The sequence below is a fragment of the Sphingomonas aurantiaca genome (genome assembly GCF_003050705.1).
In the GTDB taxonomy this organism is placed as follows: domain Bacteria; phylum Pseudomonadota; class Alphaproteobacteria; order Sphingomonadales; family Sphingomonadaceae; genus Sphingomonas; species Sphingomonas aurantiaca.
The window spans coordinates 119,181-139,194 of the sequence record NZ_QAOG01000002.1; the positions used below are offsets into that span (position 1 = coordinate 119,181).

Here is a 20,014-nt window from a genome sequence, read left to right on the forward strand (position 1 = left end):
GGAGTTCCGCCGCCCTTCTTCGTAGCGCATCGTGCAGGCGGGAGACTCGTCGCCGACTCGCCCGCCCGCTCAGCGGCTTACGTGGTCGAGCTGTTGAGCTTGGTCGAAACGTTGTTGAACGTCTTGTTCAGGCTGTTGCCCAGGCCCTGCATCGCAGCGATGGCAGCGACGGCGATCAGCGCGGCGATCAGGCCGTACTCGATCGCGGTTGCGCCCTTGTTGTTCTTGAAAAACTTGCGGATCGTCTTCATTCCGGTCTCCATCGTTGGATTGCTTCAGTGTCACCCGGCTGGACCGGACGGGCCGGATCAGCACAGACACGATTAGAAGTGGTGGGTTGAGAAAGGCTTAAGGTCGGCAGTTTTCGTCGAGCGATGTACAAAACCACCGCGCGCGGTCAGCGTGCCCCGGCGACCTTCGTATCGACCTTGCCCCACATGCCCGTCGTCGAATCGGCGAGCGCGGTCAGGCCGGCGATCATCGCGATGACGATGAACGCCAGGATCAGGCCATATTCGATCGCGGTCGCGCCGCGGGTGGTGCGCAGGGCACGCAGCAGCGTCCGGCCGGCGATCGTGGCTAGGGAAACGACAGACTTCATAAGCCCCAGTGTACGCAAAGGAAAATTAAGGAATGACCAACGATCGGCCCGTTTCGGGCGTGTCGTCCTTGTTGCCCGTCGTTGCCGCGGCGATGGTCGATCTCGAGGGGCGGGTGCTGCTCCAGCAGCGGCCCGAGGGTAAGTCGCTCGCCGGGCTCTGGGAGTTTCCCGGTGGCAAGGTCGAGCCTGGCGAGACCCCCGAGGCCGCGCTGATCCGGGAGCTGGAAGAGGAACTCGGCATCGCGGTGCCGCACGCCTGCTTGGCGCCCGCGGCCTTTGCCAGCGCGCCGCTCGGCGACCGTCATCTTGTCCTGCTTCTCTACATCACCCGAAAATGGACCGGCGTCCCCCGCGCGCTCGAGGCGACGGCACTCCGCTGGGTGCGGCCGAGCGAGATGCACGCGCTGCCGATGCCGCCCGCGGACCGCCCGTTGATCGGTCTGCTCGACGCGCTGATCTGACCAAACCGCGTACGGAAACGGGACGGTTTCCGCTCGGCCACGCCGCATACTTCGCGTTCGAAAATATGCACTTGATCTGGTGTCGGCGGTGTCGCAAAGCAGCGTTTCCGGCGTGCGTCCCCAAGACCGCACGCAGGCGTTGGACCGCGGCTCGCGCGAGTTATTCCCTTTTCTCGAGCGAGCCGTTTCCGATCTTGCCGCCGCCCGACGCGCTGCGATCATGTGCGGTCTCTGGCGCCTGAGCGCTGAGCAGTCTCTCGACCGTCGCTCCGATGATGTAGCGATTGGAGGCCCGACCGGGAATCGAACCCGGGTGCGAGGATTTGCAGTCCTCTACGTCACCACTCCGCCATCGGGCCTCGATGCGGACGGCGCAAATGCTTCCTTTTGTCCGCGCGGTCAACCGCGACGTGCAACGCTGCACGAAATATCCTCAGCCGGCAGGTTGCAGGGGAGTCCGGGCGCGCAGCCTGACGCGGTCCAAACGGGGTGTTCGGGAGGCGCCAAAAGCCACCCATGTGCCATTTTGGGCGACGCGGCCGGCATTCGCTGCTAGGAATCATCGCAGAGGTAGTGCCGTGGTCTTCCGCATGCGCCCTCGACGTCCCGCCCGCGACATCTTCGGTGTCACACGGGCGGGCGGGGCGTCTACACCGCAAAATCGGTCCATCTCGTACCCGCCGTGCACAACTCCGGCTTGGCGCGGCCGATGCCGCACGATACACATCGACGCGACAACTAGTGTATTGCATGGCTAAAACAGTTGTGCGACAGGATGGGTTATGACGACGATGAGCCTCGAGACCGAGACCCCTGCTTTGGCCCCCGCCGCGGCATTCGATACGATGCGTCACGCGATGGTCGCGAGCCAGCTTCGCACCAATGCGGTCAGCGACCAGCGCGTCGTCGCGGCGATGGCGCGCGTACCCCGCGAAACGTTCATGCCAGAGGGCGTCCGGTCGATCGCCTATCGCGACGCAGCGATCCCGCTGGGTGGCGGTCGCTACGCCAATCTGCCGATGGCAACCGGCCGGTTGCTGACCGAGGCCTATCTCACCCCAACCGATCGCGTTCTGCTGATCGGCGCCGCGTCGGGTTATACCGCCGCCGTACTTAGCGAGATCGTCGGTTCTGTGGTCGCGGTCGAAAGCGATCCCGCGTTGCTCGCCACCGCGCGCGCTGCGCTCGACGGGGTTGGCAATGTCGAGATCGTCGCCGCGCCGCTGAACGAAGGGCACGCTGCCGGCGCGCCCTATGACGTTCTGATCGTCGACGGCGCGATCGAGGCGATTCCCGATGCGCTGATCGCGCAGGTCCGCTCGGGCGGCCGCGTCGTGTCCGGAATCGCCGAGCATGGGCTGACTCGTCTGGCGTCGGGCCGAAAGACCGATGGCGGGTTCGCGCTGGCGGCGTTCGTCGATGTCGAATGCGTCGTGCTTCCAGGTTTCGACACCCCCAAACCCTTCAGGTTCTAAGCCTTATGATCACGCGCACCGCTCGTATCCGCTGCTTGCTCGCAAGTGTTGCGCTGATCTATAACGCTGCACCAGTCGGTGCGGAGACGCTGCGCGAGGCGCTGGTCAAGGCGTACACGACCAACCCGATCATCACCGGCCAGCGCGCGACTTTGCGCGCGACCGACGAGAATGTCCCGATCGCGCGCGCCTCGGGGCTGCCCTCGGCCAATGTGACGGGCGACTATACCGAATATGTCGTGACCGCGGCGAACAGCTTCATCGCGCTGCCGCGCCAGGCGGTGGCGCGCACCAACGTGTCGGTGCCGCTCTATCAGGGCGGACAGGTCCGCAATTCCGTCGCCGCCGCCAAGACCAGGGTCGAGGCGGGCCGCGCGACGCTGCGCGGGACCGAGGCGGATTTGTTCACCAACGTCGTCGCCGCCTATATGGACGTGATCCGCGACGAGGCGATCGTCGGCCTGAACACGCAGAACGTCCGCGTGCTCGACGTCAATCTGCAGGCGAGCCGCGACCGGTTCCAGGTCGGCGACCTGACCCGCACCGACGTCGCGCAGTCGGAGGCGCGCCTCGCACTCGCCCGCGCACAGCTCCAGTCCGCCGAGGCGCAGCTGATCTCGAGCCGGGAAAACTATATCCGCTATGTCGGCACGCCCGCCGGCACGCTCGAAACGCCCCCGACGCTCCCGCATCTTCCGGACAGCCCCGCCTCGGCGGTGACCGTCGCGATCGAGAACAACCCGGTCCTCATCGCCGCAGCGAAGGAGCGCGATGCGACCCGCTATGATGTTGGGGTCGCCCGCGCGAGCCGCCTGCCGCAGGTCAGCGCGACCGGTTCGGCCAGCTATACCAACTATCTCGGTTCGGCCTCGACGACGGACGGCAGCGTCAACACGTTTCCCAACGCCAACAAGGCGGTGCAGGCGGGCCTCTCGCTGACGCTGCCGCTGTTCCAGGGCGGTCGCCCCGCCGCGCAGGTCCGCCAGGCCGAAGCCTTTCAGAGCCGCGCGATCGAGAACGTCACCGCGACCGAACGCAACGTCATCTCGCAGGCGCGCTCCGCCTTCGCCGTCTGGCAGTCGTCGGAACAGGTGATCCAGTCGTCCGAAACTGCGGTCAACGCCAACAAGCTGAGCCTCGAAGGCGTCCGTGCCGAGAACAGCGTGGGCACGCGAACCATCCTCGACATCCTCAACGCCGAGCAGGAACTGCTCAACAGCCAAGTGACGCTCGTCACCGCGCGACGCGATGCGTATGTCGCCGGCTTCGCGTTGCTCGCGGCGATGGGGCAGGCCGAGGCGCGCGACTTGGGGCTCGACGGCGGCGTGCTCTACGATCCGGTCGCCAATTATCAGCGCGTCCACCACAAGATCTGGGACTTCGGCGGCGATGGCGAGCCGGTGCCGGTCGGCACGCGGACCGTGCAATCGCCTGCGCAGGATGCGCATGTCCAGCCGCAACGCGATCCGTTGCTCGATACGCCGGTTGACAGGAACCCCGCCTTAACCACAGGTAAGGACGCGCCGAGCCGCCAATAGGGGTGTTGCGCGGCTACGGGGTTTGGGATGGTCCGGATGGGGGACGTGAACGGCGAGCCGTCGATGGAGGAGATTCTGTCGTCGATCAAACGCATCATCGCGGAGGAGGGCGACACGCCCGGCCGGTCGCGGCGTCCCGCGCGGACGAACGCGGCGCCCGCCGATCGCGATTCGGCCTATCATGAGCCCGCCTATCGCGACGCCGCCTATCTCGACGACGAGATCGACGACGATGAAGTTCTCGAATTGAGCGATCCCATGCCGATGGTCGACCGTACGCCCCGCCCGCCGAAATCCCCGGTCCTGACCTCGGTCGATGCCGCGCCCGAACCGCGCCAGGCAGCGCCCAAGCCGCAGCCCCAGTCGCACGCACAGCACCAGTCGCACACGCAGCACCAGCCGAACCCTGCGCCGGAGCCCACGTCCGAATCGATCGTCTCGCGCGAGACCGCCGCGGCAACGCGCGCGCCGCTCGAGGCGTTGACCCGGATGATGATCAAGCCCGACACCAACAGCGACGGCACGCTCGAAGGGCTCGTGCGCGAAATGCTGCGGCCGATGCTGCGCGAGTGGATCGACGCGAACCTGCCCAACATGGTCGAGGACATGGTCGCGCGCGAAATCGCCAAGATCATGAACCAGCAGCCTTAAACCCGGCGCATCCCCGGCGGAACCAGCACGGTTCCGCCGGGGTTACGCTCTCCATGTCTGATCCGAGCGCGCAGCAACCAGTGGCCGGGATAGACCCGGCTAAAGCCCCCATACAGGGCGGGGAGTGGCGCGGCTCGAACGAAGCCATCGTCCCGGCCAAGGCGGGCAGCGATATCTTCTTTGCGGCGGTGAAGACCACGCGGATGCCGATGGTCGTCACCGACCCGCATCGCCCCGACAACCCGATCATCTTCTGCAACGAGGCGTTCTCGTTCATGACGGGCTACTCCCAAGACGAGATCCTCGGCTATAACTGCCGCTTCCTGCAGGGTCCCGAGACCGACCAGACCGCGATCGACGAGGTTCGCGCCGCCATCGCCAAGCGCGAGGAAGTCGCGGTCGAGGTCCTCAACTATCGCAAGAACGGCTCAACCTTCTGGAACGCGCTGTTCGTGTCGCCCGTGTTCGGCGACGATGGCGAACTCCGCTATTTCTTCGCCAGCCAGCTCGATATTTCCCGCCGTCGCGAAGCCGAGGAAGCGCTGCACGAGGCGCAGCGCATGGAAGCGGTCGGCAAGCTGACGGGCGGCATTGCGCATGATTTCAACAATCTGCTGCAAGTCATTCAGGGCTATGCGGACATTCTCGACGCACGGATCGGCCCCGACGACCGGTCGGCGCGACGCGCGGTCGATGCCATTTCTACCTCCGCGGCGCGCGCGGCGACGCTGACGCAGCAACTGCTCGCGTTTGCGCGCAAGCAGGAACTGCGCGACCGGCTGATGAACCTGAACCAGCTGGTCGGCGATTTCCGGCCGATCCTCGAACGCAGTGTCGGCGCCGGGATCACGCTGAAACGCGATCTCGCGTCTGACCTGTGGAATTGCCGCGTCGACCCCGTCCAGACCGAGATGGCGCTGCTCAACATCATCGCCAACGCGCGCGATGCGACCGGCGGTGCGGGCACCGTCACGATCACCACGCGCAACGCAGTGCTGCCCGAGGATGCCAGCGTCGCCAAGCTCGAACCCGGCGAATATGTCGTCGCCACGATACGCGACGATGGCCCCGGGATCGATCCGACGGTCGCCGAGAAGATCTTCGAACCCTTCTACACGACCAAGGAGATGGGGAAGGGCGCCGGGCTCGGCCTCGCAATGGTCTATGGCTTCATGCGCCAGTCGGGTGGGATCGCCACCGTTCAGAACGTACCCGGCGGCGGCGCTGCGTTCTCGCTCTATTTCCCGCGCGCGAGCGGCGCGGTCGAGCGCAAGCCCACAGGCCCGGTCGCGCCGCACGCAGGCGGTGCCGAACGCGTGCTCATGGTCGAGGACCAGATTGAGGTCGGCGAGCTCGGCAAGACTATCCTCGAGGATCTCGGCTACGAAGTCGTGCTGGTCGACAGCGCGCGCGCCGCACTCGACACGCTGCACGGTGACTCGGACTTCCGGCTGTTGTTCACCGACATACTGATGCCCGGCGGCATGAACGGCGTCGCGCTCGCGCAGGCGGTGCGGCGCGACTATCCGCACACCGCGGTGCTGCTGACGACCGGGTTCGCGGACGAGGCGATCGACGCGGGCAGCCGCTCGTTCGAGCTGATCCGCAAGCCCTATCGCCGCAACGAACTCAACGAGCGGATTCGTGCGGTGCTCGACAAGCCCGGTGCGCGGACGTGAGGCTGGCCTAGCCCGGACACGCTCGCTAAGGCTTCCGCCATGAGCGAGCTTCCCAAAACCTTCGACCCCGCCTCCATCGAATCGCGCTGGTATGCGCATTGGGAGGCCAGCGGCCAATTTCGCCCCGACCGCCCGAACGCCGAGCCGTGGACGATCGTCAACCCGCCGCCCAACGTCACGGGCAGCCTGCACATCGGCCACGCGCTCGACAACACGCTGCAGGATATCCTGACGCGCCATGCGCGCTTGAAGGGCAAGGACGCGCTCTGGGTGGTCGGCACCGATCACGCCGGCATCGCCACGCAAATGGTCGTTGAGCGCCAGATGGGTGCGATGTCCCCGCCGCAGAAGCGCACCGACCTCTCGCGCGAGGACTTCATCGCCAAGGTCTGGGCGTGGAAGGAAGAGAGCGGCGGCGAGATCACGCAGCAGCTCCGCCGGCTCGGTTGCTCGATGGACTGGGCGAACGAGCGCTTCACGATGGACGAGGGCTTTTCGAAGGCCGTCCTGAAAGTGTTCGTCGACCTCCACAAGCAGGGGCTGCTCTACCGCGACAAGCGGCTCGTGAACTGGGATCCGGGCCTCGGCACCGCGATCAGCGACCTCGAGGTCGAGACGCGCGAGATCAAGGGCAGCTTCTGGCACCTGCGCTATCCGCTCGCCGACGGATCGGGGTTCATCGAGGTCGCGACGACGCGGCCCGAGACGATGCTCGCCGACATGGCGGTCGCGGTGAACGGTGCGGACGAGCGCTACACGGCGCTGATCGGCAAGCAGGTGAAGCTGCCGATCACCGGGCGGCTGATCCCGATCATCGCCGACGATCATGCCGATCCCGAGTTGGGATCCGGTGCTGTTAAAATCACGCCGGGGCATGACTTCAACGATTTCGAGGTCGGCAAGCGCGCAGGGATGGCCGCGGGGACGATGCTCAACATGCTCGATGCCAAGGCGCGCGTCGTGCAGGTCGCGGACGGGCTGATCCCGGATGCGTTCCTTGGCCTCACGACCGCCGAAGCGCGTAAAGCTGTGGTCGCGCAGCTGAAGGCGGACGGCGTCCTGATCCCGCATGTCGACAAGGACGGCGTCGAGCACGACGCCGAGCCGCGCACGATCCAGACGCCGTACGGCGATCGCTCGGGCGTGGTGATCGAGCCGTGGCTGACCGACCAATGGTATGTCGACGCCAAGACGCTCGCGCAGCCCGCGATCGAGGCGGTGCGCGTCGGCGCGATCGATATCGTGCCCAAGACCTGGGAGAAGACGTTCTTCAACTGGATGGAGAACATCCAGCCCTGGTGCGTCTCGCGCCAGCTATGGTGGGGGCACCAGATCCCAGCCTGGTTCGGGCCGGACGGCACGCCGTACGTCGCCGAGACGGAGGCCGAAGCGCAGGCGCTCGCCGGCGCAGGCGTGACGCTGGTTCGTGATCCGGACGTGCTCGACACGTGGTTTTCGTCGGCGCTCTGGCCGTTTGCGACGATGGGCTGGCCCGAGGAATCCGACCCCACGCTCGGTGGGCGCTATCCCAACGACGTGCTGATTTCCGGCTTTGACATCCTGTTCTTCTGGAACGCGCGGATGATGATGCAGGGGCTGCACTTCATGAAGGACGTGCCGTTCCGCACGCTCTACCTTCACGGCCTCGTCCGCGCGGCGGACGGTGCGAAGATGTCCAAGTCGAAGGGCAATGTCGTCAACCCGCTCGGGCTGATCGACCAGTATGGCGCCGATGCGCTGCGCTTCTTCATGGCGGCGATGGAGAGCCAGGGCCGCGACATCAAGATGGATGAGAAGCGCGTCGAGGGCTATCGCAACTTCGCGACCAAGCTGTGGAACGCGGCGCGGTTTGCGCAGGCCAACGGCATCGTCGCGAGCACCACGTTGGAGGCACCGCGTGCCGAGCTCGCGGTCAACAAGTGGATCATCGCCGAGACGATCGCGACCGTGCAGACGGTCGACCTCGCGCTCGCCGACTACCGCTTCGACGGCGCCGCCAACGCGATCTACCAGTTCGCGTGGAGCCGCTTCTGCGACTGGTATCTCGAACTCATCAAGCCGCAGATGGTCGGCGACGAGCGCGGCCAGATTGACGACGAATCGAAAGCGGTCGCGGGCTGGGTGCTCGACCAGATCCTGGTGCTGCTCCACCCGTTCATGCCGTTCATCACCGAAGAGCTGTGGCACGCGATGGGCGCTCGCGAGCACGACCTGATCGTCGCGCAGTGGCCGATGGCGGATGCGCGCTCGCTCGATCCGGAGGCGAGCAAGGAGGTCGACTGGCTGATTCGGCTGGTTCAGGAAATCCGGACCGCGCGCAACGAACTGAACGTGCCGCCGGGGGCGCGTCTGCCGCTCCACGTCCGTGACGCCAACGCGGCGACGCTGGCGCGGCTCGAACGCCAGGCCCCCGCGCTGGCGCGGCTCGCGCGTGTCACGCATGCCGAGGGCGAACCCGCCGGCGGCGCGGCGCAGGTCGTCGTCGACGAGGCGACCTTCGTCCTGCCGCTCGAAGGCGTGATCGATCTCGATTCGGAACGCACGCGCCTGACCAAGGCGATCGCGGCGGCGGAAAAGGAGCGCGACGCGCTGTCCGGCCGCCTGGGCAATGCGAGCTTCGTCGAACGCGCCAAGCCCGAAGCGGTCGAAAAGGCCAAGGCCGACCACGCCGACAAGGCCGCCGAAGCCGCCCGCCTGCAGGCGGCGCTGGGCCGGCTCGGCTGACCTGCTCCCCTCCCGCTTGCGGGAGGGGTCGGGGGAGGGGCGTGCCTCAAAAGCCGGACGCCAGTACGTACGTCGCACCCTCCCCTGACCCCTCCCGCAAGCGGGAGGGGAATGCGCATCCGGCCAAATCCCGTCACGCCAGCGAATGCTGGGGTGACGGTCGAGAGTGGTACACTGGCTGGGCAGAGTTCATTCGACCGCCTCCTTGTTCTCCCGCGAAGGCGGGAGCCCAGTCTTGGTCCCCGCCTTCGCGGGGAAACACGGTGCTCCCGGTCCGGAGCAGGCGGAGCTAGCGACCTGTTCTCGCGTTCATTCCGCGGCTAGGCATGGAGCCTGAGGGGGCGTCCGCCCGTCTGCCGGTGAATACCGGACAATCCGGCCTGACGGAGTGACTGTGTGAGCGACCTGCCATCCAACGTCGAGACAAGCGCCGGCGCCCCCGCGCACTCGAGCCTCAAACCCGGCGCCCGCCCCGGCGGCAAACCCGGCCAACGCGATCTCACCACCGGGCATATCGGCCGCACGCTGCTCGCCTTCGCGCTCCCGACATTGGGCTCGAACATCCTGCAATCGCTGAACGGCTCGATCAACGCGATCTGGGTGGGGCGCTATCTCGGCGAGGGCGCGCTGGCCGCGACCTCGAACGCCAACATCATCATGTTCCTCACGTTCGGCGCGGTGTTCGGGTTCGGGATGGCGGCGACGATCCTCGTCGGCCAGAGCTTCGGCCGCCACGACATCGATGGCGCGCGCCGCGCGTTCGGCTCGGCGGTGGGGCTGGTGCTCGGCGGCGCGATCGTCATCGCCGCGCTCGGCTGGGTGTTCGCGCCAGAGATCCTGCAGCTGCTCGCGACGCCCGGCGACGCGATGCCGCTCGCGCTCGCCTATCTGCGCGTGATCTTTCTCGGGCTGCCCGCGTCGATGATGATGGTGCTGTTGATGATGGGCCTGCGCGGCACGGGCGATTCGATGACGCCGCTCTGGTTCATGCTGCTCAGCGCGGTCCTCGACAGCGGGTTCAACCCGCTGCTGATCGCCGGGATCGGGCCGTTCCCGCAGCTGGGGATCGCCGGGTCGGCAATGGCGACGCTGATCGCCAGCCATGTCTCGCTGCTCGGGCTGGTGCTCTATATCTACCGGCGCGACCTGCCGCTGCGGCTCCGCGGGCCCGAGCTGCGCTACCTGATCCCCGAGCGTGCGCTGACCGGCACGATCGTGCGGAAAGGCCTGCCGATGGGCGCGCAGATGCTGGTGATGTCGACTGCGGGGCTCGCGATGGTCGGGCTTGTCAACCGGCTCGGCGTGGATACCGCGGCGGCCTATGCGGTGTCGCAGCAGCTCTGGACCTATATCCAGATGCCGGCGCTCGCGATCGGTGCGGCGGTCAGCTCGATGGCGGCGCAGAATATCGGCGCGGGCCGGTGGGACCGGGTCGGCGACATCACCAAATACGGCCTGCTCTTCAATATCGCGCTGACCGGCGCGATGGTCGGCGTGGTGATCCTGTTCGACCGGCCGGTGATGACGCTGTTCATCGGCGGCGACAGCCCGGCCTTGCCGATCGCGCGGCATATCCAGCTGATCGCGAGCTGGAACTTCATCCTGTTCGGCATGACGATGGTGCTGTTCTCGACGGTCCGCGCGAACGGCGCGGTGATCGCGCCGCTGATCGCGCTGATCATCGCGCTGTATCCGGTGCGGATCGGCTTTGCGCTGCTGGCGAAGCCATGGCTCGGCGGGGATGCGCTGTGGTGGAGCTTTCCTCTGGGATCGGCGGCGACGCTGGCGATCGCGATCGGCTATTACCGCTACGGCAATTGGCGGAAGGGGGCGCTGGTCGTGCCCGAGGATTGCGAGGAGGGCGCACACGCGATGACCGAACCCGGCGGTCGGTTGCAGCCGACGGGGTAACCTGAGCTACCACCCCGGCGGAGGCCGGGGCCCAATTGGGAAGGTCGTAGTAACGAAGCGCCGCCCGTCGTCGTCGACGTACCCCAATTGGGCCCCGGCCTTCGCCGGGGTGGTGCAGATGGTCTCGGCGTGCCGCCCTACCGCAGCCGCTTCACGAACGACCGGCCACCCTCGCGGCGCTCATGCTGGAAGTTCGGGATCGTCTCGATCAGGTCGGACAGCCGGTTGAACCCGTAATTCCGCGCATCGAAGCTCGATCGGTTGCCCGCCAGCTGGCCGAGCTCCGCGACGCTCGCATAGCCCTTCTCGTCGCGCTTCACCGCGTTGTACGCGTCGATCAGCAGCTTGATCACCTGTTCGTCGATCGGTTGCGCAGTCTTGGGGCGGGGGGCCGGGGCAGGCGCCGCTGCCTTCTCGCCCGCGACCGGTGCCGGGGCGGGCGCGGGCATCGGCTGCGACGTCTCGTTCAGCGCGCCCACGTCGATGAACCGCGTGCAGGCTTGGCGGAACCCCTCGGGCGTGCGGCTGGTACCGAAGCCGTAGACGGGGATGCCGTCCTGCCGGATGCGCGTCGCCAGCGGCATGAAATCGCTGTCCGACGACATGATCCCGAACCCGTCGATCCGCCCGCGGAACAGCAGGTCCATCGCGTCGATCGTCATCTTCATGTCGGTCGCGTTCTTGCCCTTGGTCAGGTCGAACTGCTGCTGCGGTTCGATCCCGTGCTTGATCGACATGTCGCTCCACGCCTTCAGCGCGGGCTTGGACCAGTTGCCATAGACCCGCCGGACGTTGACCGTGCCGAGCTCGGCAAGGACTGTCAGCACCGGGTCGAGCGTGGCGGCGGACGCGTTGTCCGCGTCGATCAGGAGGGCGACGTTGCGCGTTGTGGTATCGATCATGCGCGCCGGATTAGACGCGCGCGCGCCCCGCGTCCACGCTCCACGCGCCACCACCGGCTGCGGAGAGGTAGAGGAAGACGAAGCAGTACAGCACCGCCGCCTCGCCGCCATTGGCAATCGGGAAGGGGCCCTGCGGCGCATGCGCCATGAAATAGGCGACCGCGGACATCCCCGACAGCACGAACGCCACCGGCCGCGTGAACAGCCCGACGATCAGCAGCCCGCCGCCGACGACCTCGAGCACACCGGCGGCGATCAGCAGCGGGGTCATCGGCATCGGGAACGGCGGCAGGCCAAAGAACTTCGAGATGCCGTGGCTGAAGAACACGAGCGCGACGACGATCCGCATGACGCTGAGCAGACGGGGGGACCAGGTGGCGGGTATCGGCATGGTGAAATCCTCGGTGTCGTTGCGACCCCGAAATGTCCCACGCGGCACGCCCGGTCAATTTACCTAAATCGAAACGGATCGTTGACGGGCGCTCCAATCCTCCCCCGCCAGGGGGAGGTGGCACCGAAGGTGACGGAGGGGGAGGATACGGAACAGTCGTTTCGCTCACCGCCCCCTCCGTCTGGCAAGCGCCAGCCACCCCCCCCTGGCGGGGGAGGATTCAGGGATAGGCGATCGCGATCACCTCATATTCACGCTCGCCCGCAGGCAGGTCGACGCGGCGCACATCGCCGATCGCCGCCCCGCGCAGCGCCCGCGCGAACGGCGAATTCCAGCCGATCCGGCCGTTGCTCGCGTCCGTTTCGTCGTCGCCGACCAGCGTAAGGATCCGCTCGACATCATCCTCGTCCGCAACCGTCACGCACGCCCCGAACCAGACGCGCGAACGATCCTCCTGCGCGGCGGGATCGACGACCTTGGCCGCCTTCATCCGCTTCGACAGCCAGCCGAGCCGCCGGTCGATCTCGCGCAGCCGCTTGCGGCCGTAGATGTAATCCCCGTTCTCAGACCGGTCGCCATTGCCCGCCGCCCACGAGATCGTCTCGACAAGCTTGGGCCGCTCGCCGACGAGAAGGTGTTCATATTCCTCGCGCAGCACGGTGTAGCCGGCGGGGGTGATGTAGTTCGGGCGATCCATACGCGTCCGTATCATGTTCTGCGCGACCGTCATCCTGACGAAAGTCAGGATCCAGAGCCACCAAGGACCGTCGCCCGTTACCCTGGATCCTGACTTTCGTCAGGATGACGGAGGAGATCCGCAGATCAGCCCGGCCGGTTCTTCCCCAGATACCACGACAACCGCGCAGCCCCCCGGCTCTTCGCCCGCGCGGGGTTCATCAGGTCGTACACCACCGCATTCTCCAGCACGCGCTGCACGTAATTGCGCGTCTCCTGGTACGGGATCGCCTCGACCCAATCGACCATGTCGACCGCCCCCGTGCGCGGATCGCCGTTCGCGCGGAGCCATTTGTTCACGTTGCCGCCGCCCGCATTATATGCCGCCACCGCGAGCGGATAGCTGCCGTAATTGGCATAGACGCGCTGGAAATAGCTCGACCCCAGCATGATCGACATGTTTGGATCGGTCGTCAGCGCCGCCTGGTTATACGCCAGCCCGATCTTGCCCGACTGCTCGCGCGCAGTCGCGGGCATCAGCTGCATCAGCCCGCGCGCGCCGGCATGGCTGACCGCGGCGCGATCGAACTGGCTTTCCTGCCGCGAGATCGCGTGGATGATCGTCCAATTGTCCTCATACCCCGCCGGCACGGTGACCATCGGGAAGCCGACCGCGGAATAATCGCTGAGCCCGTTCGCCAGCGCGCTCCGCCCCACCATCACGCCGAGATCGGGGCGGTTGATGCTCTTCGACAGCTCGGCGGCGAGCAGGTGATCGGTATCGGTCGTCGCGTCGGCGGCAATCTGGCGGACGAACGCGGTCTGGTCCTGCCAGTCGCCGATCTGGCCGAGGAACTTCACCGCGCGCACCGTCTCGCGCCGGTCGAACGCGGCGCGTGTCGCCGGATCGATCGCCACCGACGCCACCGAGGGCGGCGCGACCAGCGCGCGCCCGGTCCGCTCGTTCGCCAGCTGCCCGTAATATTGATCGCGGTAGCCGGCCGCCTGACCGTAGAACGCTGCCGCCTGCGGGGCGAGCCCCGCAGCCTCGGCCGCACGCCCCGCCCAGTAATAGCCCTTCGACCGCACCTGCGGCGAGCGCGAGCCGCGCGCATAGCGATCGAACAGCGTCATCGCATCCGCAGGGCGGCCAAGCTGCTTCATCGCCACGCGTCCGCCTAGCCAGGCGAGATTGGTATATTCGTCGCGCTCGGCATAGGATTTGGTCGAGACGTCGGCGCCGTAAGGATAGGCGTCGTCGATCTGCCGCGCGATGTCATAGGCGACCTGATACTGGCTGTCGTTCGCCGCGCCGTTCGCGTTGGTGACGAGCACCTCATACCATTCCGCCGCATTCCCCGGCCGCGTCGTCAGCGACCGCGGCCGCGCCAGCCACGCGCGCGCCGACGGGCTCGCGCCCGAATTGCGCAACCACTGCGCCCGGTCCGCGACATAGCCCGCGTCGTTGGCATACAAGGTCTGCGTCGAAGCCGAGATGTCCGAGGCATTTGGCGCATTCGTCCGGAACGCGAGCCGCGCCGCGAACACCGGTCGCCGCGCCGCGCTGGTCCATACCAGTTGCCGCTGCGCCGCTCCGGTCTGGCCCGCCCACAGCAGCGCATCCATCCGCGCGTCCTGATCGTCCGGCGTCAGCGCACCGGGGAAGCCCGACACGACCATCGCCTCGTCGGTCGGCGTCAGCCCGCTGCTGCGCCACGCGGTCCGCACCGCGGCATAGGCCTGGTCTCGCGCGCCCGTCGCCTGCAGAGCCCGCGCATAAGCGACACCGCCCGAGGCCGTTTGCGGCGGATAGCGGCGGAAGAACGCGGCGACGCTGGCGGGCGACCCGGTGGCGGCCTTGCGCTCCGCCGCACGGCGGTTCGCGGCCTCGTTCGGCCAACCCGGATGCGCCATCAGGAAGCCCGCATAGCTGTCGAACGGCAGCGCGTCGGTCTGCTGCAACGCGCGCCACTGCGCGATCGTCGACGCGATTGCGCCGTCGCTTGCCATCGGCTGCGCATTCGGCCCCATATTGGCAAGTTGTGTGCTGTAGCGATCCAGCGTCTGCTGCCCGCCTCCGGACGCGGCGACCGTCCCCGCCACGACTGCAAGAAGAAGGCTCGTTTTCAACATCGATGCTACCATGTGGACAGCATACGCCTCGAACCCGTATCTGTCCTGAACGAAATCCGGATTCCACCCGGTATTTGGCGCAACAGGCCAGACTTTTCTTCTCGCAGGGACGCAAGGCTACCGCATGTTTTCAGGATCGATTCCGGCACTCGTCACGCCGTTCGCCGCCGATGGCAGCTTCGACGAACCCGCCTATCGCGACTTCATCGAGTGGCAGATCGCGGAGGGCTCGTCGGGCCTCGTCGCGTGCGGCACCACCGGCGAGGCGGCGACCTTGTCGTATGACGAGCATTTTCACGTCGTCCGCGTCTGCGTCGACCAGGCGAAGGGCCGCGTCCCCGTGATCGCCGGCGCGGGCTCGAACGACACGCGCGTCGCCTCCGCCAATTTGCGCGCCGCCAAGGACGCCGGTGCCGACGCCGCGCTGATGGTCCCGCCTTATTACAACCGGCCGGGGCAGGAGGGCATCTTCCGCCATTTCGAAGCGCTGGCCGAGACGACGCCGCTGCCGATCATCCTCTACAACGTGCCCGCGCGCACCGTGACCGACATCCAGCCGGCGACACTCGCCCGGATCGTCACGGCGTTCCCCGACGTGTTTGTCGGCGTGAAGGATGCCAGCGGTGTGCTCGCGCGCGTCTCGCAGCACCGCGCGGCGTGCGGCCTCGACTTCTGCCAGCTGTCGGGTAACGACGACCTCGCGCTCGCGTTCAACGTGATGGGCGGCACCGGCTGCATCTCGGTGACGGCGAACGTCGCGCCCAGGCTGTGCGCCGAGTTCCAGGCGGCGTGCCAGTCGGGCGATTTCGTCAAGGCGCTGGCCTATCAGGACACGCTCTATCCGCTCCACGAAGCGCTCTTCACCGACGCCTCGCCGGGCCCGGTGAAATACGCGATGACGAAGGTCCGCTCAGGCTTCCCCGAAACGCTCCGTCTGCCAATGACGTCTGCGGGTGAGACGTCGCGGGTGGCCATCGACATCGCTTTGAGCCATGCTGGTCTGATCTAAGTTCCAGAAAGGAGCTGTATTGGCGAAGTATCTCGAAAAGGCGAACAACGAAACATTGTCCTTTTGCCAGTGCGAACGCGGGCTTGCATCAATTCCGGGCCAGTTGGATTGTCCTTGGTGTGGCTGCGGGTATCTGATCGCCTGCACATATTGCAGAAAGGCATTTACCTACGCCCGGGTCGTCGAGATCGACTTGAGTTATGTGGAGATTGTCACCGCAGACCGAAAACGCGGGGGTTACGATACGGCGACCGGTGTCGTTCAATCGCAAGCGGATTGGTTGGCCCATGTAATGAAAGATTTCGAAATAGGCGATCTCGTCGTCTATTTCGACGGCTTCTTCCTGAGGGCGGAAGCCGATAATCTCGAACTCGACGGACTTTTCGCAACCCATTCGCTTGCTCGGCTGCCACATCATGACGCGCTGATTGAGCCAGCGGCGCTGCTCGCGACGCTCGGAAACGTGGAGTATTGGCTATCGCGCGAGCGGCCCATTTGCGAAATCGATAACTAATAGGCTGATCCGCGCCCCGCCACCGCTTCCCCTAAGCCCCGCGACCTCCTACATCGCGCGTCCCATGGCACGTCCCAAACCCCCCACCTTCGAGAAGACCAAGATCGTCGCCGAGAACCGGCGCGCGCGGTATGATTATTATATCGAGCAGGTGTTCGAGGCGGGCATCGCGCTGACCGGCACCGAGGTGAAGGCGTTGCGCGGCGGTGAAGGCTCGATCGCCGAGGCCTATGCCGAGGTGAAGGGCAAGAATGTCGTCCTGGTGAACTCGAACATCCCCGAATTCAGCCACGGCAACCGCTTCAACCACGAGCCCAAGCGGCCGCGCAAGCTGCTGCTGCACGAGCGCGAGATCAACAAGATGTTCGGCGCGGTCGCGCGTCAGGGCATGACGCTCGTGCCGCTGATGATCTACTTCAATTCGAAGGGCCGCGCGAAGATCGAACTGGCGCTCGCCAAGGGCAAGCAGAACCACGACAAGCGCGATTCGGTGAAGGAACAGGACTGGAAGCGCGAGCAGGGCCGGATCATGCGGGATCGCGGATAGCCTGTGTCCAAGGCGCCGGGCAGCATATTCTCGCGTCTCGCGGCGTGGTCGCATCGCAATCTGCCCACGCGCGAATCGATGGAGAAGAACCGTCTTCTCCGCCCCGTCGCACACCGCGTGCTCGCGCCCGAACTCTGGCGCTTCACCCGCCGATCGGTGCCACGCGGCGTCGCGCTCGGGATGGTCGCGGGCATCCTGATCCCGGTAGCGCAGACGCCCGTTGCCGCGGTCTTCGCGCTGCCGTTCCGCGCCAACGTGCCGACCGCGGCGCTGACGACCTTCATCACCAATCCGCTGACCACGCCGCCGCTATGGATCGCCGCCTATTGGATCGGCTCGTCGCTGCTGCGGCTCGACGAGCATGTCCCCGGCCAGCCCGTCGCCGAGGCCGCCGCGCGGACCGAATGGATCCCGTGGCTGATGCAGGCGGGGCCCGCCACCGCGCTGGGCCTGCTGGTCATCACGATCGTCTGTTCGATCGGCGGCTATGCGCTCAGCGCGTTGGGCTGGCGGCTGTGGATCGCGCGCAAATGGCGGAACCGGCACGATAATCGCGGCGTCAGTGTTTCGTAACATTTGACACCGGTTGGAATTGACGGACCGTCTTATCGGCGTAAAACACGCAGCATCCAGACGATCTTTTCTCCGAGGTTCTTGATGCGCAAGTCGATTGTTACCGTGATCCTGCTCGCGTCCGCCGCATCGGCGATCGCGCAAACCGCCCCGCGTACCGCGACCCCGTCGTCCTCCACGCCTGCGCCGGCGACCACGAACGCGAACAAGCCGCAGATCGGCGATTTCGGGTTCGACATGGCGGGCCGCGATACCAGCGTGACGCCTGGCACGGACTTTTTCGACTATACCAATGGCGGTTGGGTGAAGACCACGCCGATCCCCGCCGATCGCTCGTCCTACGGCATGTTCCACGTCCTCCAGGACCTGTCGCTCGCGCGCACCCGCACGATCCTCGATGCCGCCGCCACCAAGCCCGGCGACAAGGTCGGCGATTTCTACACCAGCTTCATGGACGAGGCGGGCGCCAACGCGAAGGGCGCCGCACCCGTCAAGCCGATGCTCGCCGCATTGCGCGCCACCAAGGACAAGACCGCGCTCGTCACCGAGATCGCCAGGCTCCAGCGCCAGGGCGTCGGCGGCCTCGTCGGTGTCGGCGTGCAGCAGGACGACAAGGACCCGACCACCTATGTCGTCGGGCTCGGTCAGAGTGGCCTCGGGCTCCCCGATCGCGATTATTACCTCAAGGACGACGCGAAGCTCGCCACCATCCGCACGGCATACCAGGCGTATCTCACGCGGATGCTGACGCTGGCGGGCGAGCCCAATGCCGCCGCGCGCGCCGCCGCCGTGTTCAACATGGAGAAGGGCCTCGCCACCGCGCACTGGACTCGGATCGAGAGCCGCGACGCGGACAAGACCTACAACAAATGGACCGCCGCCGACTTCGCGGCAAAGGCGCCGGGCTTCCCCTGGGCGCAGTACATGACCGCGATGGGCGTCTCGGGTCGTCCGTTCTACCTCGTCGCGCAGCCGACCGCGTTCACCGGCGAGGCCAAGGTGTTCGCGGACACGCCGCTCGCCGTGTTGCAGGATTATGCGATGCTCAAGGTGCTGCGTGCCTACGCGCCGTATCTCTCGAGCGATTTCGACAAGACCAACTTCGGCTTCTACGGCACCACGCTGTCGGGGACGCCCGAGCAGCAGGTCCGCTGGAAGCGCGGCGTCTCGACCGTGTCGGGTGCGATGGGCGAGGCGATCGGCCAGCAATACGTCGCCAAATATTTCCCGCCGGCGTCGAAGGCCGCAGCGGACGATCTCGTCAAGAACGTGATCGCGGCGATGGGCGAGCGTCTCAAGAACCTCGAATGGATGGCGCCCGAAACCAAGACAAAGGCGCTCGCCAAGCTGGCCGCGTTCACGCCCAAGATCGGCTATCCCGACAAATGGCGCGATTATTCCGCGCTCCAGATCCAGCGCGGCGATCTCGTCGGTAACGTGTCGCGCGCCAACGCGTTCGACTATGATCGCGACCTCAAGAAGCTGGGCCAGCCGATCGACCGGGCTGAGTGGTTTATGACGCCGATGACGATCAACGCCTATGCCAACCCGACGATGAACGAGGTCGTGTTCCCAGCGGCCATCCTGCAAGCGCCCTTCTTCGATCCCAAGGCAGATCCCGCGGTCAATTACGGCGGCATCGGCGCGGTGATCGGGCACGAGATCAGCCACCACTTCGACGACCAGGGCCGCAAATACGATCTCAACGGCAAGCTCACAGACTGGTGGACGGCGCAGGACGTCGCGCGCTTCAAGGTGTTCACCGATGCGCTCGTGAAGCAGTATGACGCGTATGAGCCGCTGCCGGGCCAGCACATCCAGGGCGGCCTGACGCTGGGCGAGAACATCGCCGATCTGGCAGGTCTCACGGTTGCGTACGACGCGTATCACAAGTCGCTGGGCGGCAAGCCCGCGCCGATCATCGACGGCACGACCGGCGACCAGCGCTTCTATTACGGCTGGGCGGGCGTCTGGCGCACCAAGTTCCGCGACGCAGCGCTCCAGCAGGCGTTGCTCTCGGATCCGCATTCGCCAGGCCATCAGCGCGTGCTGACCGTCCGCAACCTCGATCCCTGGTACGCCGCGTTCGGCGCCAAGCCCGGCGAGGCCAGCTACCTCGCCCCCGCCAACCGCGTCCGCATCTGGTAACAAGACCCCGCCGCATATCCCGACCACGCACCTCACCCCGGCGAAGGCCGGGGCCCAGTTGGGGGACAGCCGTAACCGCGGA

At 66.5% G+C, this 20,014-nt stretch carries 18 protein-coding genes and 1 tRNA gene; 12 read left to right on the forward strand and 7 right to left on the reverse strand.

What is annotated here, in order from left to right; genetic code table 11:
* Positions 1-77 precede the first annotated feature (77 nt).
* Together C8J26_RS05975 and C8J26_RS05980 are read right to left on the reverse strand one after the other, a co-directional pair.
* The gene (locus tag C8J26_RS05975; protein WP_056420235.1) at positions 78-251 is read right to left on the reverse strand and encodes a Flp family type IVb pilin; all 174 of its coding nucleotides are present in this window, start codon (positions 249-251) and stop codon (positions 78-80) included.
* A gap of 146 nt (positions 252-397) precedes the next feature.
* Positions 398-601 (reverse strand): Flp family type IVb pilin, encoded by a 204-nt coding sequence (locus C8J26_RS05980; protein ID WP_056420233.1) that lies wholly within the window; start codon positions 599-601, stop codon positions 398-400.
* A gap of 32 nt (positions 602-633) precedes the next feature.
* On the opposite strand from C8J26_RS05980, the gene C8J26_RS05985 reads away from it, so the two are divergent.
* Positions 634-1,062 (forward strand): (deoxy)nucleoside triphosphate pyrophosphohydrolase, encoded by a 429-nt coding sequence (locus C8J26_RS05985; protein WP_056420229.1) that lies wholly within the window; start codon positions 634-636, stop codon positions 1,060-1,062.
* A gap of 285 nt (positions 1,063-1,347) precedes the next feature.
* Here C8J26_RS05985 and C8J26_RS05990 read toward each other — a convergent pair.
* A tRNA-Cys gene (locus C8J26_RS05990) sits at positions 1,348-1,421 on the reverse strand.
* Between the two features lie 432 nt (positions 1,422-1,853).
* Between C8J26_RS05990 and C8J26_RS05995 the strand changes: the two genes are divergently transcribed.
* The 6 genes from C8J26_RS05995 to C8J26_RS06020 all read left to right on the forward strand — a co-directional run bounded on the left by C8J26_RS05995 (position 1,854) and on the right by C8J26_RS06020 (position 11,040).
* A complete protein-coding gene (locus C8J26_RS05995) occupies positions 1,854-2,537 on the forward strand; it encodes a protein-L-isoaspartate O-methyltransferase family protein (RefSeq protein ID WP_244185228.1) in 684 nt (227 codons plus the stop codon).
* A 5-nt stretch (positions 2,538-2,542) separates the two neighbouring features.
* Positions 2,543-4,075, forward strand: coding sequence for a TolC family outer membrane protein (locus C8J26_RS06000; RefSeq protein WP_107957170.1), 1,533 nt, complete (start codon positions 2,543-2,545; stop codon positions 4,073-4,075).
* A 27-nt stretch (positions 4,076-4,102) separates the two neighbouring features.
* Entirely contained in the window at positions 4,103-4,726 is a 624-nt protein-coding gene (locus tag C8J26_RS06005; protein WP_341871494.1) for a DUF2497 domain-containing protein, read from the forward strand.
* Between the two features lie 53 nt (positions 4,727-4,779).
* A complete protein-coding gene (locus C8J26_RS06010) occupies positions 4,780-6,405 on the forward strand; it encodes a histidine kinase famiy protein (protein ID WP_107957171.1) in 1,626 nt (541 codons plus the stop codon).
* A gap of 39 nt (positions 6,406-6,444) precedes the next feature.
* On the forward strand, positions 6,445-9,129 hold the full coding sequence (locus C8J26_RS06015; protein WP_107957172.1) for a valine--tRNA ligase: 2,685 nt from the start codon (positions 6,445-6,447) through the stop codon (positions 9,127-9,129).
* Between the two features lie 396 nt (positions 9,130-9,525).
* Positions 9,526-11,040, forward strand: a complete 1,515-nt coding sequence (locus C8J26_RS06020; RefSeq protein WP_483009886.1) for an MATE family efflux transporter — start codon at positions 9,526-9,528, stop codon at positions 11,038-11,040.
* Between the two features lie 137 nt (positions 11,041-11,177).
* Here the strand turns inward: C8J26_RS06020 and C8J26_RS06025 are convergent, their stop codons facing one another.
* The 4 genes from C8J26_RS06025 to C8J26_RS06040 all read right to left on the reverse strand — a co-directional run bounded on the left by C8J26_RS06025 (position 11,178) and on the right by C8J26_RS06040 (position 15,141).
* On the reverse strand, positions 11,178-11,942 hold the full coding sequence (locus C8J26_RS06025) for an NYN domain-containing protein (RefSeq protein ID WP_107957173.1): 765 nt from the start codon (positions 11,940-11,942) through the stop codon (positions 11,178-11,180).
* A 10-nt stretch (positions 11,943-11,952) separates the two neighbouring features.
* Entirely contained in the window at positions 11,953-12,333 is a 381-nt protein-coding gene (locus tag C8J26_RS06030; RefSeq protein ID WP_107957571.1) for a DoxX family protein, read from the reverse strand.
* A 220-nt stretch (positions 12,334-12,553) separates the two neighbouring features.
* Entirely contained in the window at positions 12,554-13,030 is a 477-nt protein-coding gene (greB, locus tag C8J26_RS06035) for a transcription elongation factor GreB (RefSeq protein ID WP_056420559.1), read from the reverse strand.
* A gap of 125 nt (positions 13,031-13,155) precedes the next feature.
* Positions 13,156-15,141: a lytic transglycosylase domain-containing protein gene (locus tag C8J26_RS06040; RefSeq protein ID WP_425275397.1), complete on the reverse strand. Its 1,986-nt coding sequence runs from the start codon at positions 15,139-15,141 to the stop codon at positions 13,156-13,158.
* Between the two features lie 124 nt (positions 15,142-15,265).
* Here C8J26_RS06040 and dapA point away from each other — a divergent pair, with 124 nt between their 5' ends.
* The 5 genes from dapA to C8J26_RS06065 all read left to right on the forward strand — a co-directional run bounded on the left by dapA (position 15,266) and on the right by C8J26_RS06065 (position 19,932).
* Entirely contained in the window at positions 15,266-16,150 is an 885-nt protein-coding gene (gene dapA, locus C8J26_RS06045; protein WP_107957175.1) for a 4-hydroxy-tetrahydrodipicolinate synthase, read from the forward strand.
* A 19-nt stretch (positions 16,151-16,169) separates the two neighbouring features.
* On the forward strand, positions 16,170-16,664 hold the full coding sequence (locus tag C8J26_RS20045) for a hypothetical protein (RefSeq protein WP_146168781.1): 495 nt from the start codon (positions 16,170-16,172) through the stop codon (positions 16,662-16,664).
* A 64-nt stretch (positions 16,665-16,728) separates the two neighbouring features.
* Complete coding sequence (smpB, locus tag C8J26_RS06055) at positions 16,729-17,211, forward strand: SsrA-binding protein SmpB (protein ID WP_055879372.1); 483 nt, start codon at positions 16,729-16,731, stop codon at positions 17,209-17,211.
* 3 nt (positions 17,212-17,214) lie between these two features.
* A complete protein-coding gene (locus C8J26_RS06060) occupies positions 17,215-17,784 on the forward strand; it encodes a DUF2062 domain-containing protein (RefSeq protein WP_244185189.1) in 570 nt (189 codons plus the stop codon).
* 84 nt (positions 17,785-17,868) lie between these two features.
* On the forward strand, positions 17,869-19,932 hold the full coding sequence (locus C8J26_RS06065; protein ID WP_107957177.1) for a M13 family metallopeptidase: 2,064 nt from the start codon (positions 17,869-17,871) through the stop codon (positions 19,930-19,932).
* The last annotated feature ends 82 nt before the right edge of the window (positions 19,933-20,014 follow it).